Here is a 15,198-nt window from a genome sequence, read left to right on the forward strand (position 1 = left end):
AATCCGATGCCGCGTGTTTCCACGCGACTCGGCGCACACCGCTTCGAGTGCATTTGCATTGGGACGCACTCGTGTGGGCGGTCGTCGCTGCGTGATTTACTTCCTGGGATTGGCTAATTCGTGCATCAGGATCGCGGTCGCAACGGCAACATTCAAACTGTCCGTCCCCAGTTGCATCGGGATCGTGACTCGGTCGGATGCGAATTGTTGAATTTGCAAATCAACACCGTTGGCTTCGTTGCCGACAATCAGCAAGGCTGGCTGGTCGCCTCCACGGAACTCTCGCAACTCCGTCGCGGGCGGTTGCAATGTCGATGCAATCGTGCGAATCGAGGTGGCAGCGGTCAGATGTTTCAGTTCCGTTAACGGGTCTTCCAACTGGTACAGATGGTGTTTGAAGACGGCTGCCATACTGACTCGGATCACACGTCGATGGAACGGTGAGATCGTTTTGCGATCGACAAAAATGTGGTGGATGCCCAATGCGGCGGCGCTACGAAAAATGCTACCTAAGTTTTCGGGTTCCGAAACACCAAGCAGCGCGACGCTGAGTTTGGGAACCTCCGTTAGGCCGATGAAGTCGTCGATCGAGTGCAGCGCCGGCCGAATGCCACAAGCCAAAACGCCGCGATGAAATTCAAACCCGATCAATTCCGAAAGCTCAGCGTCAGTGAGCGTGTAGATGGGCACGTCATCGGGAACGATCCCAGCGTACTCTGCGCTGCGGTGTGGTTGCACCAAGATCGACTCGATCTTGAAATCGCTCTCGATCAAACGGCGGACGACCCAATTGCCTTCGACGACAAAGCGGTGTCCGTTCTTCGAGAGATCGCGATGACGTAGATCACGGTAAATGGCAATCCGAGGATCGTCGATTCCTGTGGCCTGGATCACTCGAGCTTGGTTCATGGATGCCGCTGCGTTCGCGAGGAGTGGGGGGTGGCTGATGTGGAAAGATCGTTGGCCCTTCTTTGCCCTGATCACACGCAGCAAATCATAACCTTAATCCCGCCTCACGCGATGGTGCGTTGGACTGGAGCCAAGCCGTAGAAGATTAGGATTATGAATCAAAAGTCCTGCAGCAGTTTCGATCAACAGAAACTGGATTTTGAAACTCAGCTGGAACCGGACGTTGCAGCGAGTTGCGTCCGAACTCGTGGGTGTTAAGAAGACTTGGCTGCGTGAACACTGATTTTCCCTAATCGAACACTAATCGGAAAGCTTGTAGCGGCTGACTCGACCGTCGAAGGGTGACGTGGGCCTTCAACCGTAGCTACGTTCGCCAGAACGTGGTGCACCCCGTCGTCAACTCCTAATCTTAATCGTACTCCTAATCTTAATCTCGTCCGCGCAAGCCACACCGGACCGGAGCCAAGTCGTGAAGATTAGGATTAAGAGTAAGATTATGATTAAGAAATAAAAGCAGGAAAAGTCCTGCGACAGTTTCGATCAAGAGAAACTGGATTTTGGAACTCACCTGGAACCGGACGTTGCAGCGAGTTACGGCTGACCTCGTGGGTGTTAAGAAGACTTGGCTGCGTGAACCACTTATCTTCGCTAACCGAACACTAATCGGAAAGCATGTAGCGGATGACTCGGCCGTCGAAGGGTGACGTGGGCCTTCAACCGTAGCTACGTTCGCCAGAACGTGGCCCACTCAGCTGGGACCGGACGTTGCAGCGAGTTACGGCTGAACTCGTGGATGTTAATAAGACTTGGCTGCGCGAACACTGATTTTCCCTAATCGAACACTAATCGAAAAGCATGTAGCAGCGGACTCGGCCGTCGAAGATTGACGAGAGCCTTCAACCGTAACTACGTTCGCCAGAACGTGGTGCACCCCGTCGTCAACTCCTAATCTTAATCGTACTCCTAATCTTAATCCCGTCCGCGCAAGCCACACCAGACCGGAGCCAAGTTGTGAAGATTAGGATTAAGAGTAAGATTATGATTAAGAAATAAAAGCAGGAAAAGTCCTGCAGCAGTTTCGATCAAGAGAAACTGGATTTTGAAACTCACCTGGGACCGGACGTTGCAGCGAGTTACGGCTGAACTCGTGGGTGTCAAGAAGACTTGGCTGCGCGAACACTGATCTTCGCTAATCGAACACTAATCGAAAAGCATGTAGCAGCGGACTCGGCCGTCGAAGATTGACGAGGGCCTTCAACCGTAGCTACGTTCGCCAGAACGTGGTCCACCCCGTCGTCAACTCCTAATCATAATCTTACTCCTAATCTTAATCCCGTCCGCGCAAGCCACGCCGGACTGGAGCCAAGTCGTGAAGACTAGGATTAAGAGTAAGATTAAGAATCAAAAAAGGAAGCTGAACAAAGACCTTCGCTGATTGATGCTCTTATTCTGAATCCTGACGCGAGCGCTAAGGAGCTGCCTTGGGGTAAGACCCCAAAATGTCTAACCGTTTCGCTTGCCGAGACAGCATCTCAATGGCATCGGCGACGGTGGGGTCGTCTCGATGGCCTGACAATTCGACAAAGAACAGATACTCATTGCGGGTGTCGGGGCATGGGAACGATTCGATCCATGTCATGTTCAACTGGTTGTTTTTGAAGATCATCATCACATCGGCAAGCGTACCGGGTTGATGATTGATTTTGAACAACAGCGAGGTTTTGTCGTCACCGCTGGACTCGGGGCGATCTTTGCCAAGCACGGCGAAGCGAGTCACGTTGTGCGGGTTGTCTTCGATGTTGGCGGCCAACACATCCAAGTCGTATTGCCGGCCCGCTTCGAGACTGGCGACCGCTGCGACCCCCGATTTCTCAGCGGCCAATTGAGCCGCCGCCGTCGTGCTGGTCGTCTCCACCAATCGAGCGCCCGGAAAATGAGTCGCCAAGTAGCCGCGGCATTGCGATAACGCTTGCGGTTTGCTGTGAATCTCGGTGATCGATTCACGCGGCGAGGATGACAATAAATTGTGATGGATCGGCAGCACCACCTCGCCACAAATTTGCATTTGGCAGCGGACGAACATGCCGAGCGTGTCAACGACCCCGCCATCGGTGCTGTTTTCAATCGGGACGAGTCCCGTCGCCACGTCACCTCGCGCGACCGCTTCGAACACCGCCGGGATCGAGCCCACAGGCGTAAACTCCGCCCCCAGTCCGAAATACTTCAGCGACGCCAAATGACTGTAGCTGTATTCAGGGCCAAGAAAGGCGACGCGAATCGGGTCGACCGCGGCAAGGCAAACGCTGGCGATATGACGCAGAATCTGGCGTTGAGTTTCGGCGGCGGTCGCCGACGCGTCCTCGGCAATCTCGGTCCGCTCGGCAATCGCCGCGACCACTTCGTCAATATGGTGACTCGACGAGGCCACGCGACCGGTGATCGGCTGCGTCGGGGAGGGCTGGGACGATCCAGCGGACTGCTTCACCGACCGGGCCTCCTGCTTGACCAAAGCGATGCGCTGATCGACCAACGCCAGGATCTCGCGGTCGATCGTATCGATTTTTTCTTGATTCGCGTTTGACATGGGTTCCAATGAGGTGGAGCTCAGAAGATTTGGAGGGAAGGCTACTGTCATTTTGACACGGCCCCGAAAACGAAGCGGAGTCCGTTTGGGCGTGTCTGCCAGAAATTACTCGCCGGCCGTCGATGTCGTCGACCGGAAAAAGCAGTTTAGCGGGAAAAACGGGGGTTTTATCGGCTGCTAATGAAAAAACTGCGGAGTTCCGAAGTCGTTCGGCACAGGCTTTGCCAATCTACCCTTCGTCTCGCCTGAAGCTGACGAATCGACAACCAGCCGAGTGGGGCATCGACCCAGCATACCCAATTGAAATTTGTCAGCTAAACCTCAATGTTTAACGCGACAACCGAAAGAATCGAGAGATAGGAGAAATTAGAGATGGCACAAGGTGAAAAGATTATCGGTATCGACCTCGGCACCACCAACAGTGTGGTTGCAGTGATGGAAGGCAGCGAGCCGAAGGTGATTCCGAACCCCGAGGGCAATCGATTGACCCCTAGCGTGGTCGCGTTCACCGACAAGGAAGACACGATTGTGGGCGAACCCGCACGCCGTCAAGCGGTCACCAACCCCAAACGCACCGTTTACTCGGCCAAGCGTTTTATGGGACGCCGCCACAGCGAAGTGGAATCCGAAGAAAAAATGGTTCCCTACGGCGTGACCGGTGCGGCGAACGATTACGTCAAAATCAAAGTGGGCGACAAGGAATACACGCCTCAAGAAATCTCGGCCAAGGTCCTCCGCAAGCTGAAGGAATCGGCCGAGTCGTACCTTGGCCACAAGGTCAACAAGGCGGTGATCACCGTCCCGGCTTACTTTAACGATGCTCAGCGTCAAGCCACCAAGGATGCTGGCCAGATCGCGGGCTTGGAAGTCGCTCGGATCATCAACGAGCCCACCGCGGCCGCGTTGGCCTACGGCTTGGACAAGAAGAAGGACGAGAAAATCATCGTCTTCGACCTCGGGGGAGGTACGTTCGACGTTTCCGTTTTGGAAGTGGCCGACAGCGGTGACGAAGAGCAAGAGAGCCGCGTCTTCCAAGTGATCAGCACCTCGGGTAACACGCACCTCGGTGGGGATGACTTCGATGAAACGTTGATCAACCACGTCGCCGACCAGTTCAAGAAAGATAACGCCATCGATCTACGCAACGATCCGATGGCACTGCAACGGTTGCAAGAAGCATGCGAAAAGGCCAAGAAGGAGCTCAGCACGCTGCCCGAAACCGACATCAACTTGCCATTTATCACGATGGACCAGTCGGGGCCGAAGCACTTGACGATGAAGATCACTCGTAGCAAGTTTGAAGAGTTGATCGACCCCTTGGTCGAGCAATGTAAGAAACCGGTGCTGCAAGCACTCGAAGACGCGGGCATGAAGCCAGGCGATATCGACGAAATTGTTTTGGTCGGCGGTAGCACCCGTGTGCCCAAGGTTCGTCAAATCGTCAAAGAGATCTTTGGCAAAGAGCCTCACCAAGGGGTGAACCCAGACGAAGTGGTTGCGGTGGGAGCCGCGGTGCAAGGCAGTGTTCTTGCCGGCGAGCGAACCGACGTGTTGTTGTTGGACGTCAACCCATTGACGCTCGGTATTGAAACCGAGGGCGGGGTGATGACCGCGCTTGTCGAACGCAACACCACGATCCCTGTGGAAAAGAAAAACGTGTTCAGCACCGCTGCGGATAATCAAACCGCAGTCACCGTTCGCGTTTTCCAAGGGGAACGAAAAATGGCCACGAGCAACCGTTTGCTCGGCGAGTTCAATCTCGAAGGCATTCCGCCACAACCCCGTGGTGTGCCTCAGATCGAAGTCAAGTTTGACATTGACCAGAACGGGATCCTGGCGGTATCGGCCAAGGAACTCAAGACCGGCAAAGAGGCTTCGGTCCAGATCAAAGAAGCCGGTGCACTCGGCGAAGACGAGATCGAGCAAATGCGCAAGGACGCCGAATCGAATGCCGAAGAGGATAAGCGTCAATTCGAATTGGTCGAGGCCAAGAACAAGGCGAACCAGCAGGTTTATCAGCTTGAAAAACTGATGAACGAAAACAAGGACAAGTTGAGCGATGCCGACACCGAGCCGATGAACAAGGCGATCGAAAAGGTGAAGACGGCTGCCGAAGGTTCCGATACCGCTGCGATCAAGCAGGCGACCGAAGAACTCGACGCAGCTTCGCAAGCGTTCAGCAAGGTGCTGTATGAGAAAACCGAGGCGGCAGGTCCTGCCGCTGAGGGCGCCGAGGCCGCTTCGGGCGCCGCCGCGTCGAACGACGACGACGACGCAATCGATGCGGATTTCGAAGTCAAAAACTAAGCGTTTGACGCTTAGTTAATCGTGAGACGGTCAAATACATCAGCGGGTGGCGGAGCACAGTGCGTCGCCACCCGCTGCGTTTACCGTCATGATTTCTCCCGCTCCTGAGTGAGGAGCACGGGTGTTCGGCGCAAGCACGCTTCGATTCCGGGAATAGCGTGCATCGCAATCTTTCCCGGAAACGCGCCGTGATCTTTTGACCGGATCAAGGGCGCGGCTCTTCTCTTCTGCAAAGGAGTTTCGTGTTATGGCGTTTCGGTTCGATAAACTCACCACCAAAGCTCAATCACTCGTGTCCCAGGCCCAGGGGTTGGCGACATCGGCTGGCAATCCCGAGATTCTGCCGCTGCACTTGCTCGCAGCGATGCTCGAGGAAAGCGATGGGATCACCCGTCCGATGCTGAAGAAGATGAACGCCGACGCGGACAAGTTAAAAGAGCTTGTGCAGAGTGAAATCCAGAAATCGCCCTCCGTTTCCGGAGGCCGCCAGCCGGGGATCGCGCCAGCGCTGCAGCGGACGTTTGACGCGGCCGCCGAAGTCGCGGCAAAATTGAAAGACGAATACGTCAGCACCGAACACTTGCTGCTCGGAATTGCCAAGGTCGAAAGCAAAGCACGCAACCTACTCAAGTTGATGGGAATCAGCGAAGCCGACGTGCTCAAAGCCATGAGTGAGGTTCGTGGTTCGGCGCGGGTGACCGACCCCAACGCGGAAGATACCTACCAGGCGCTGGAGAAGTATGGCGTCGATTTGACGCAATTGGCCGCCAAGGGGACGCTTGATCCGGTGATTGGGCGCGACAATGAAATCCGCCGCGTGATCCAAGTCCTCTCGCGTCGCACCAAAAACAATCCCGTGCTGATCGGCCAACCTGGCGTCGGGAAAACCGCGATCGCCGAAGGCTTGGCGCTGCGGATCTTCGAGGGCGATGTCCCGCAAAGCTTGAAAGACAAACGTGTCATTTCGCTTGACATGGGAGCGCTCGTCGCCGGAGCGAAGTTCCGTGGCGATTTTGAAGAGCGACTCAAAGCGGTGCTGCGCGAGGTCAAAGATGCCAATGGTCAAGTGATCTTGTTTATCGACGAATTGCATCTTGTCGTCGGAGCGGGCAAAGCTGAAGGGTCCCCCGATGCCGCCAACTTGCTCAAACCTGAACTTGCCCGTGGCATGCTCCGTTGTATCGGAGCGACGACGTTGGATGAGTATCGGCAAAACATCGAGAAGGACGCCGCACTCGAGCGGCGTTTCCAACCCGTTTACGTGGGCGAACCGACGGTCGAGGACACGATCGCGATTTTGCGAGGGCTGAAATCACGCTACGAATCGCATCACGGGGTTCGGATCACCGACAGCGCCCTGGTGGCCGCCGCGAATCTTTCCCACCGTTATATCGCCGATCGATTTCTGCCGGACAAAGCGATTGACTTGGTCGATGAAGCGGCCAGCCGTTTGGCGATGGAAAAGGAAAGTGTGCCGGAGCCGATCGATCGAATCCAACGCCGACTGCGGCAACTCGAACTCGCACATCGACAACTCGTCGACGAAACCGAAGCCTCCGCGATGGAAAAACGCGAAGAGGTGGAGGGCGAAATGGCCACGCTCAATCACGAACTCGCCAGTCTCCGCGAGCAGTGGGATGCGGAGAAGATGGGTCTCGATGACGTTCAATCGGTTCGCCAGGAAGTCGAGCGACTTGAGCATCGATTCACCACGCTCGATTCGGACGCCAAGCAAAAACAATTGCGTGGCGAAAGCCCCGAAGAGGTTTATCGTGAGATGCTCGAGGTGCGGGCGCGTTTGAGCGAGTTGCAAGACAAACTTGACGATGCCGAACAACGAGACGCGACGGCCAAAGACGAGAGCGATACCCATGCGGAAAAACGCCGTTTACTCCGTCACGATGTAACCGAGGAAGAGATCGCCGAAGTCGTCAGCGCATGGACCGGGGTACCTCTGAACCGCATGCTCGAGACCGAGCGAGCCAAGTTGTTGGTGATGGAAGAACGACTGCATCAGCGTGTGATCGGTCAAGACGAGGCGGTCCAGGCCGTCTCGGATGCGGTGCGCCGTAGCCGTAGTGGATTGCAAGACCCGGAACGTCCGATCGGATCGTTTTTGTTTCTCGGCCCCACCGGCGTCGGCAAAACGGAATTGTGCAAGGCGCTTGCCGAAGTGATGTTCGATGACGAGCAAGCGATGGTGCGGATCGACATGAGCGAGTTCATGGAACGACACAGCGTGTCACGCTTGATCGGTGCCCCTCCTGGATACGTGGGCTACGAAGAAGGGGGCAAGTTGACCGAGGCGGTTCGCCGCCGCCCTTACGCCGTCGTGTTGCTCGACGAAATGGAAAAAGCACATCCCGATGTCTTCAACATCTTGTTGCAAGTCCTTGACGATGGCCGCTTGACCGATGGACACGGAAGAACGGTCAATTTCACGAATACCGTCATCGTGATGACCAGCAACGCGGGCAGCCAAGTGATTCGCAAGTTGACCGAAGAGGGAGGCAGTGAGCAAGCGATGTACGAAGCGGTTCAAGAATCGCTACGCGCACGCTTCCTGCCCGAATTCTTGAATCGGATCGACGATGTCGTGATCTTTAAACCGCTCGATCGACCACAGATTCGCCAGATCGTCAAACTGCAACTGCTCTCGCTCGGACACCGGTTACAAGAAAACGGATTGCTGTTGAAGGTGACCGAGGCTGCGGTTGATGAAATTGCATCGGCCGGATACGACCCGACCTACGGCGCCCGCCCCCTCAAACGGGTGATTCAAAACGAGGTCCAAAATCGTTTGGCGACGGCGTTGTTGAAGAGTTCCTATCCCGAAGGCAGCACCGTGCAGGTCGATTTCCAAGACGGCCAATACGTGTTCACGCAGCACTAGTGGATATTAAAAATTGAGTCGAGATGTTGGGCCGCTTCCCAGCGGCCTCACTGAAGCGAAGGCCGGTGGGAACCGACCCTGCGGCCAATTTAAAATCGCCCAAGTGGATCTCGCAAAAAAAACGTAGCCGGAGCGTCTCGTTTGCCGATAACAAGGATCGCAAGAGGGACGCTTCCAGCCTCGACCTAGGCTAGGATCTCATTCCCCTTTTCATGTTCGGCTCATTCCGAACAACGCGTTTAATCGGATTGATTCCTCCAATCCACCTCGACTATCGGGATCGAGTTGGCGAGTTTGACGATTCAGTCATTTGACGCCAACGCTGCGATCCGATTCGAGCTATTCCTTCATAAGCGTCTCTTACTTTGCTGATGTGGATTGATGAAATTGCGTTTGAATCAAACAGGTGCTTGCCGAACACGACCTCGCCGAGGTTTAGCGATGTTCCAGGTCGTGCTGTTGCTAGGTTGCCTCAGCGTTGCCGGAGCGGCGATGATGGCGCTCCGTTCGTGGGTCACCGAGCGGTCACGCGTGACGACGGCGTTTGAATACCTGTACGAGGTCCAACATTCACAACAGCGTTATTTCGCTCAAACGGGGACCTATGCCGAGCGACTAGCCGATTTGGATCTGTCGATCCCCTCGCCAGCCTATTTTGCGGTGGGAGAGCTCGAAATTCGACAGCGTGATACAACAGGGCCGGCATGGCGAATGCAGCTCAATCGAGTGGGCGTTGCCCCCTTGTTTGGTGCTTACGAAATCACCTTTGATGGCTCAGGATTTGTCGCCAGTGCGTCGTCGGTCCAGCCGTGGATCGTGCCAGCAAACATCGGTGCATGGCAGGCGAGTGATCCTCGAGCGTTGGCAAAACTCTAGCGAGCAAGTTAACCCAGGGCGGCGCTGCGCTGTGCCCTGGGCGGACATAACGCCGCCCCGCCCGCGGCTGTGGTTAACAGATCGCATTGCCCGATAGCCCCAAAGAGGCGGCCCTATGTCAGCCCAGGGTGAAACCCTGGGATTTCGTTGCCCAATGGAATCTGTTAGCCCCAAAGGGGAGGCCCTAATCCCGTGATTCACATAGCGCCGCCCCGTTGGGGCTGAACTTCGGATGCGGTCCCTCGCTCACGCGTCGGGTTATGATTTGCCTGGTAAAACTGCGATAGCGCAACTTCAAAACTAACGCATTTTGCCGTCGCTTATAGCTAATACCCACAATCACTGCGGGATACGATTGGCTGATCCGCAGACGAATGAGGAGAGCTTAAAAACGCTTGATCATCACGATTTCATTTCCCGCTTCATTGAAACGGACTTCGTCCATAAAGGATCGGATCAGCACGAGGCCGCGGCCCCGCTCGATCTCGAGAACCTGAGATGCGTCCGCGGACATCAACGCTTGGGCATCGAAGCCGGGGCCTTCATCCGTGATGATAAAGACGAGTTCGGTGTGACCGAGATGGGCGCGAAACAGGACCCGACGATCACCGTAGGGCGATTCGCTGCGCCGCCGCTGGACAAGCGTCATCTCTGCGGAAACCTGTAGCTCTTCGTCTTCAAGTTGCGCTTCGCGGCTGATCTCTAAATTGCCACGGAACATCGCGTTGAGCAAGGCTTGCTCGATCGCCATACCAATGCGAGCTCGAGTGACATCGTCACTGAAATGCATTCCCGAGGCGACTTGCTGCATCAAATGCACCAAAGGCGAGATCAAACTCGGGTCATTTTCTAACGTGAATTGAAATTGGTTGTAGTCCAGTCGCTTGATCAGATCCCGGTAACTCACTTGAGTCGCCATCAGCGCGAGGACGTGCTCGATCGAGCCAAGCAATTCTTCATCGACAACCGATTTTGGCAAGTACGCCGCAGCACCTTCTTGCAGCGCTTGGGCGGAGAGCTCCTCGCTGCCCTGGGCGGTGATCAAGATCACTGGGATTGCGGGGTGTTGCTTCCGCAGGGCTCGCACGAGTTCGAGACCGTTCATGTTTGGCATTTGCATGTCGGTCACCACGATCTCGGGCATCGTCTCGAAGATCAGCTCAAGTGCCTCGACCCCGTCGCCGGCAACATGCACGTCGTGCGAATCCTCTTCGAGCATCGCGCGTAACAAGATCGCTTGGGTCCGGCTGTCTTCTACCAATAGAACTCGCGCCATGATGCTTCCTCTTCAGAGTCGTAACCGGTGCAGCGGGGTCGCCACGAGCAAATGTAAAAATCGGACGGGGACGCAGACGAACTCTCTAAAACAGGGGTTCGGAATCGGTTGTCTTCCATCATCATTGCCAACGGCGAGCGAAGTTGCCTGCCTCCTTCGTTCGCTGCCCCCGCTTCTCTGCCCCTCTTCTCAACACCCCCGTTTTCTGCCCCCCTCTTCTCAACACCCCCAGTTTTCTGCCCCTCGTTTTCTGCCTCTCCGTTTATCGATTGACGGTATCGAGATACTCGTTCGTTTCCGCCAGTGTCGAGTCAAGTTGGTGGTGCAAATGCTTGAGTAACTCCGCCACGTTTTCGAACTGATTCGTTTTGCCGACCTTCTCCACCTCGATCGTGCAATCCGCCAGCGCCGTGGCTCCGATCGCCATCGCCGCCCCCTTCAAGGTGTGAGTCGAAGTCTTCAGCAACGTCGCATCCCGCGCCTCCGCAGCGTTGTCGATCAACTGGATCAACGTGGTACTCTCTTCGTCAAACGCTTTGAATAGCTCAACGACCAACGACGGATTATCACCAATGGTGTTGTGCAACTTCGTCCATTCGATCGCTGGCGAAACCGAATTGGCGGACTGCGTTGTGCCGTCATGCTGCGGCGACGCTGAGATACGTTGCTGGGCCGACGCAGGATCAGCATCCGGCAGGGCATCAGCAGGTGAGGCATGCGGCGACGATTCATCAGGCCGTGCGGCATCTGGCGGCGAGTCATCTGGCGGCGAGTCATCTGGCGGCGAGTCATCCGGCGGCGAGTCATCCGGCGGCGAGTCATCCGGCGGTGGGGAGCCAGCGTCCTGGCCGGTTGTGGACGCAGCTGCGGAGGACACCCCTTCAGCGGACTGCGTTTTAGCGGACTGCGTTTTAGCGGGCTGGGCTTTAGCGGGCTGGGCTTTAGCGGGCTGGGCTTTAGCGGGCTGGGCTTTAGCGGGCTGGGCTTTAGCGGGCTGGGCTTCGGAGGGATGCGTTTCGGAGGACGGTGCTTCTCCGGACTGGGCTTCTGCGGACTCGGCTTCTGCGAATGAGGCTTTACCGCACTTCGCTTCCGGCAGCACTTTGGCTAATTTCTCAAACAGGTTTGCGATGCGGATCGGTTTCGGGACATACTCGTCCATGCCCGCCTCGAGACACCCTTCACGATCCCCTTTCATCGCATGAGCGGTCATCGCAATGATCGGCAACCGAACTCCGGTCCCTTGTTCGGCTTCACGAATTTTACGAGCAGCGGTCAATCCATCCATTTCCGGCATTTGAATGTCCATCAAAACCAGATCAAAGGATTCCCGCTGGACCGCGTCAACGGCTTGTTGACCATCGCAGACGACGGTGACTTGGTGCCCATGCTTGCTGAGCACTCCGACTGCAAGCTTTTGATTCACCAAATTGTCTTCGGCAAGCAAAATGTGCAACGGCCCGATCGCATGCTGCGGCACCGGATGGGACTCGTGATGATCTTCGGTAACATTGACTCCTAGGGCGCGGACGACGGAATCGAACAACTCGGACTGTTTGACCGGTTTCATCAAGCGATCGGTGACACGAAATTCATCGCGTCGTTGCTTATCGCCTAGACGTCCGCCAGAGGTCAGCATGATGATCGGCATGTCGTTGATGCATTGTTCATGACGCACCCGTTTCGCGAACTCAAAACCATCTTGGTCGGGCATATTGACATCGGCGATCGTCAATCCAAACGGCGACTTGGCTCGGATCGCCGCTCGGATCTCCTTGATCGCTTCTTCGGTGCCACACGCCAGCGTCGGTTGCATGCCCCAATTGCTCAACATTTCGTGCAGAATCAAACGATTCGTTTCGTTATCATCGACGACTAACACGCGCGTGCCGCCCACCACCACCATGCCTCGTTGGTTCGTCGCGGACACCCCTTCGTCGGCAATCCCCAACTGGACAGTAAAATAAAATCGGCTTCCCACCCCAACACTACTTTCGACCCAAATGGTTCCGCCCATCATGCTGACCAACCGGGATGAAATCGCCAGCCCCAAACCGGTGCCACCGTAGCGACGGGTCGTGGACGAATCGGCTTGCTCAAACTCATTGAACACCGTCCTACATTTGCTGGTAGCAATCCCAATGCCCGTATCGCGAACACACACGCTCAATTCGGTTTGCGAGCGTGATTGTGATTTCAATTCCACGTCCACCACCACCTCTCCCTGTTCGGTAAACTTGATCGCATTGCCGACCAAATTGATCAACACCTGGCGAATTCGCCCTGCATCACCGACGACATAGGGAGGGATATCCGGGGCGACACGGAAGGCCAATTCGAGCCCCTTGGCATGGGCGCGAACGGCCAACGTTTTCATCGTATCGCCGAGCGTTTCTCGTAGATCGAAAGGAATGCTGTCGATTTCGAGCATGCCAGCTTCGATTTTGGAAAAGTCCAACACGTCGTTGATAATCGACAACAGCGCATCGCCGGACTCACCCACCATCCTTAAATATCCACGCTGATTCGCATCGAGCTTGGTGTCCAATAGCAACTCGGTCATCCCGATGATGGCGTTCATCGGGGTGCGAATCTCGTGGCTCATGTTGGCCAGGAAATCGCTCTTCGCTCGATTCGCAGCGTCGGCCGCCTCCATCGCCCGGAGCAACTCTTCGGACGCAAGTTTGCGAGCGGTGATGTCGCGTCCAATTCCCACAATTCCGATCACCGATCCGTCGCTGCCTCGCAACGGAACCTTGGTCGTCAATAGCCAACGTTCCTGACCGTTGACATCTTGAGCCGACTCTTCTTGATCGATCAACGGGGTCCCCGAACGGATCACATTCTGGTCATCGGTGACGTAGTTACAAGCCAATTCGGCGGGCAGAAAATCGTAATCCGTTTTACCGACGATCTGCTCGACCGTTTCCAAGTTAAATAACCCGAGCAAGGCGGTATTGCCAGTCACGAATCGTCCGTAACGATCTTTGACATAGATCAAATCGGGAATGTTGTTGGTGATCGTTTTCAACAAATCTCGTTCGCGAGCCAGCTCCTGTTCGGCGCGAATTTGCTGAGTCACATCGCGTGAAATCCCAAACGTTCCGATGATTTTCCCGTGAGGATCACGCAGCGGCAATTTGGTCGACGAGCACCATGTATCCTCGCGGTCCGGCCACGTCTCGCGTTCCACTTGGGCAATGATCGCTTCTCCGGTCTTCATGATCCGTCGCTCGTCGGCCAAGGCGGATCGGGCATGATCGATGCCAAAGAAATCCGCATCCGATTTGCCCACCGCATCGGCCGGATCGGTCAAGCGAAATAACTTGGCATGCGCACGACTAATGCGGATAAAGCGGCTCTCGCTGTCCTTGAAATAGATTGCATCAGGAACGTTCTCGAGCAACGTGTCCATTAAAAACCGAGCTTGCTGTAATTCAACCTCGGTCGCTTTTTGGCTGCTGACATCCCAAAAAATCACCTGGATCCCAACCACCTTTCCTTTGGTATTGAAGCTCGGCAGCTTTAAGACTTCGACGTAAACGACCGACCCATCCGCGGCAATGTTCTCTTCGACCACATGCTCCGGCAAACCGCTGGACATGACCGCTTGATCATTCTCAACATAAAATTTTGCCAACTCGGCTGGGTAGATGTCGAAATCGGTTTTCCCGATCAACTCTTCCACAGGCTTCCCCACTGCGTTACAAAAGTTGTCGTTGGCGTATTGAATACGCCCCTGTTTGTCCTTGCGTGTGACATTCAATTGCACATGTTCGCGAAGCGTTTGACGCTTGCTGAAGAACTCCAGTGGCGTGGGCAGCGAAAAATCTTTAGGCGAAATCGCGTGCGCCACCGCATCAATCCGAATCGGGTCGCCGTTTGCATCCTTCACGACCGACAAACGCTCATCCAACCAAGTCACTTTGCCCGCAGGATCGACGACACGGTACTTGTGCCGCAGCGCCCCCTCGTCGCACACGTTGCGGATGTTGCGGCTGACCTCGATACGATCTTCGCTATGGATCAAGCGCTGACGCACTTCGACGGTGCCCAACGGCTGCGCCGAAACACCGAAAATCGATTCCGCGGCGCGATTCATATACAACAGCATTTTGCCGTCGATCGTCGATGACCAAATCACGTCCGAAACGTGATCCATAATCGCTCGCGTGGAATCGAACGGCACCGACGTTGTCGCAGACGCAGAGACAGGGTCATTCATAATCCAGCCTTCAGGGGAGAGAGAAGCTCCCTTATTTTAGCTGCTTGTCTCGGCACTCGCACTGGTTGGGACAAGAATTGCCATCAAGAACCGCATCGCAGGCCGCGTAACACGATCTCAACGGGAAC

7 protein-coding genes are annotated in these 15,198 nt (G+C 55.5%); 3 read left to right on the forward strand and 4 right to left on the reverse strand.

The window, feature by feature from the left end:
• Positions 1–96: 96 nt before the first annotated feature.
• Positions 97–909, reverse strand: a complete 813-nt coding sequence (locus Pla52o_RS19460) for a TrmH family RNA methyltransferase (protein WP_146596283.1) — start codon at positions 907–909, stop codon at positions 97–99.
• Positions 910–2,377: 1,468 nt separating this feature from the next.
• Positions 2,378–3,493 (reverse strand): prephenate dehydratase, encoded by a 1,116-nt coding sequence (pheA, locus tag Pla52o_RS19465; RefSeq protein WP_146596284.1) that lies wholly within the window; start codon positions 3,491–3,493, stop codon positions 2,378–2,380.
• A gap of 372 nt (positions 3,494–3,865) precedes the next feature.
• Between pheA and dnaK the strand changes: the two genes are divergently transcribed.
• The 3 genes from dnaK to Pla52o_RS19480 all read left to right on the forward strand — a co-directional run bounded on the left by dnaK (position 3,866) and on the right by Pla52o_RS19480 (position 9,569).
• Positions 3,866–5,800: a molecular chaperone DnaK gene (gene dnaK, locus Pla52o_RS19470; RefSeq protein ID WP_146596285.1), complete on the forward strand. Its 1,935-nt coding sequence runs from the start codon at positions 3,866–3,868 to the stop codon at positions 5,798–5,800.
• A 247-nt stretch (positions 5,801–6,047) separates the two neighbouring features.
• Complete coding sequence (gene clpB, locus Pla52o_RS19475; RefSeq protein WP_146596286.1) at positions 6,048–8,693, forward strand: ATP-dependent chaperone ClpB; 2,646 nt, start codon at positions 6,048–6,050, stop codon at positions 8,691–8,693.
• A 441-nt stretch (positions 8,694–9,134) separates the two neighbouring features.
• Positions 9,135–9,569, forward strand: coding sequence for a type IV pilin protein (locus Pla52o_RS19480; RefSeq protein WP_231612485.1), 435 nt, complete (start codon positions 9,135–9,137; stop codon positions 9,567–9,569).
• 385 nt (positions 9,570–9,954) lie between these two features.
• Here the strand turns inward: Pla52o_RS19480 and Pla52o_RS19485 are convergent, their stop codons facing one another.
• Together Pla52o_RS19485 and Pla52o_RS19490 are read right to left on the reverse strand one after the other, a co-directional pair.
• Complete coding sequence (locus Pla52o_RS19485) at positions 9,955–10,845, reverse strand: response regulator (protein ID WP_146596288.1); 891 nt, start codon at positions 10,843–10,845, stop codon at positions 9,955–9,957.
• 262 nt (positions 10,846–11,107) lie between these two features.
• Entirely contained in the window at positions 11,108–15,070 is a 3,963-nt protein-coding gene (locus Pla52o_RS19490; protein WP_146596289.1) for a PAS domain-containing protein, read from the reverse strand.
• Positions 15,071–15,198 lie beyond the last annotated feature (128 nt).

Origin of the sequence: Novipirellula galeiformis, from assembly GCF_007860095.1 — a bacterium.
Lineage (GTDB): Bacteria > Planctomycetota > Planctomycetia > Pirellulales > Pirellulaceae > Novipirellula > Novipirellula galeiformis.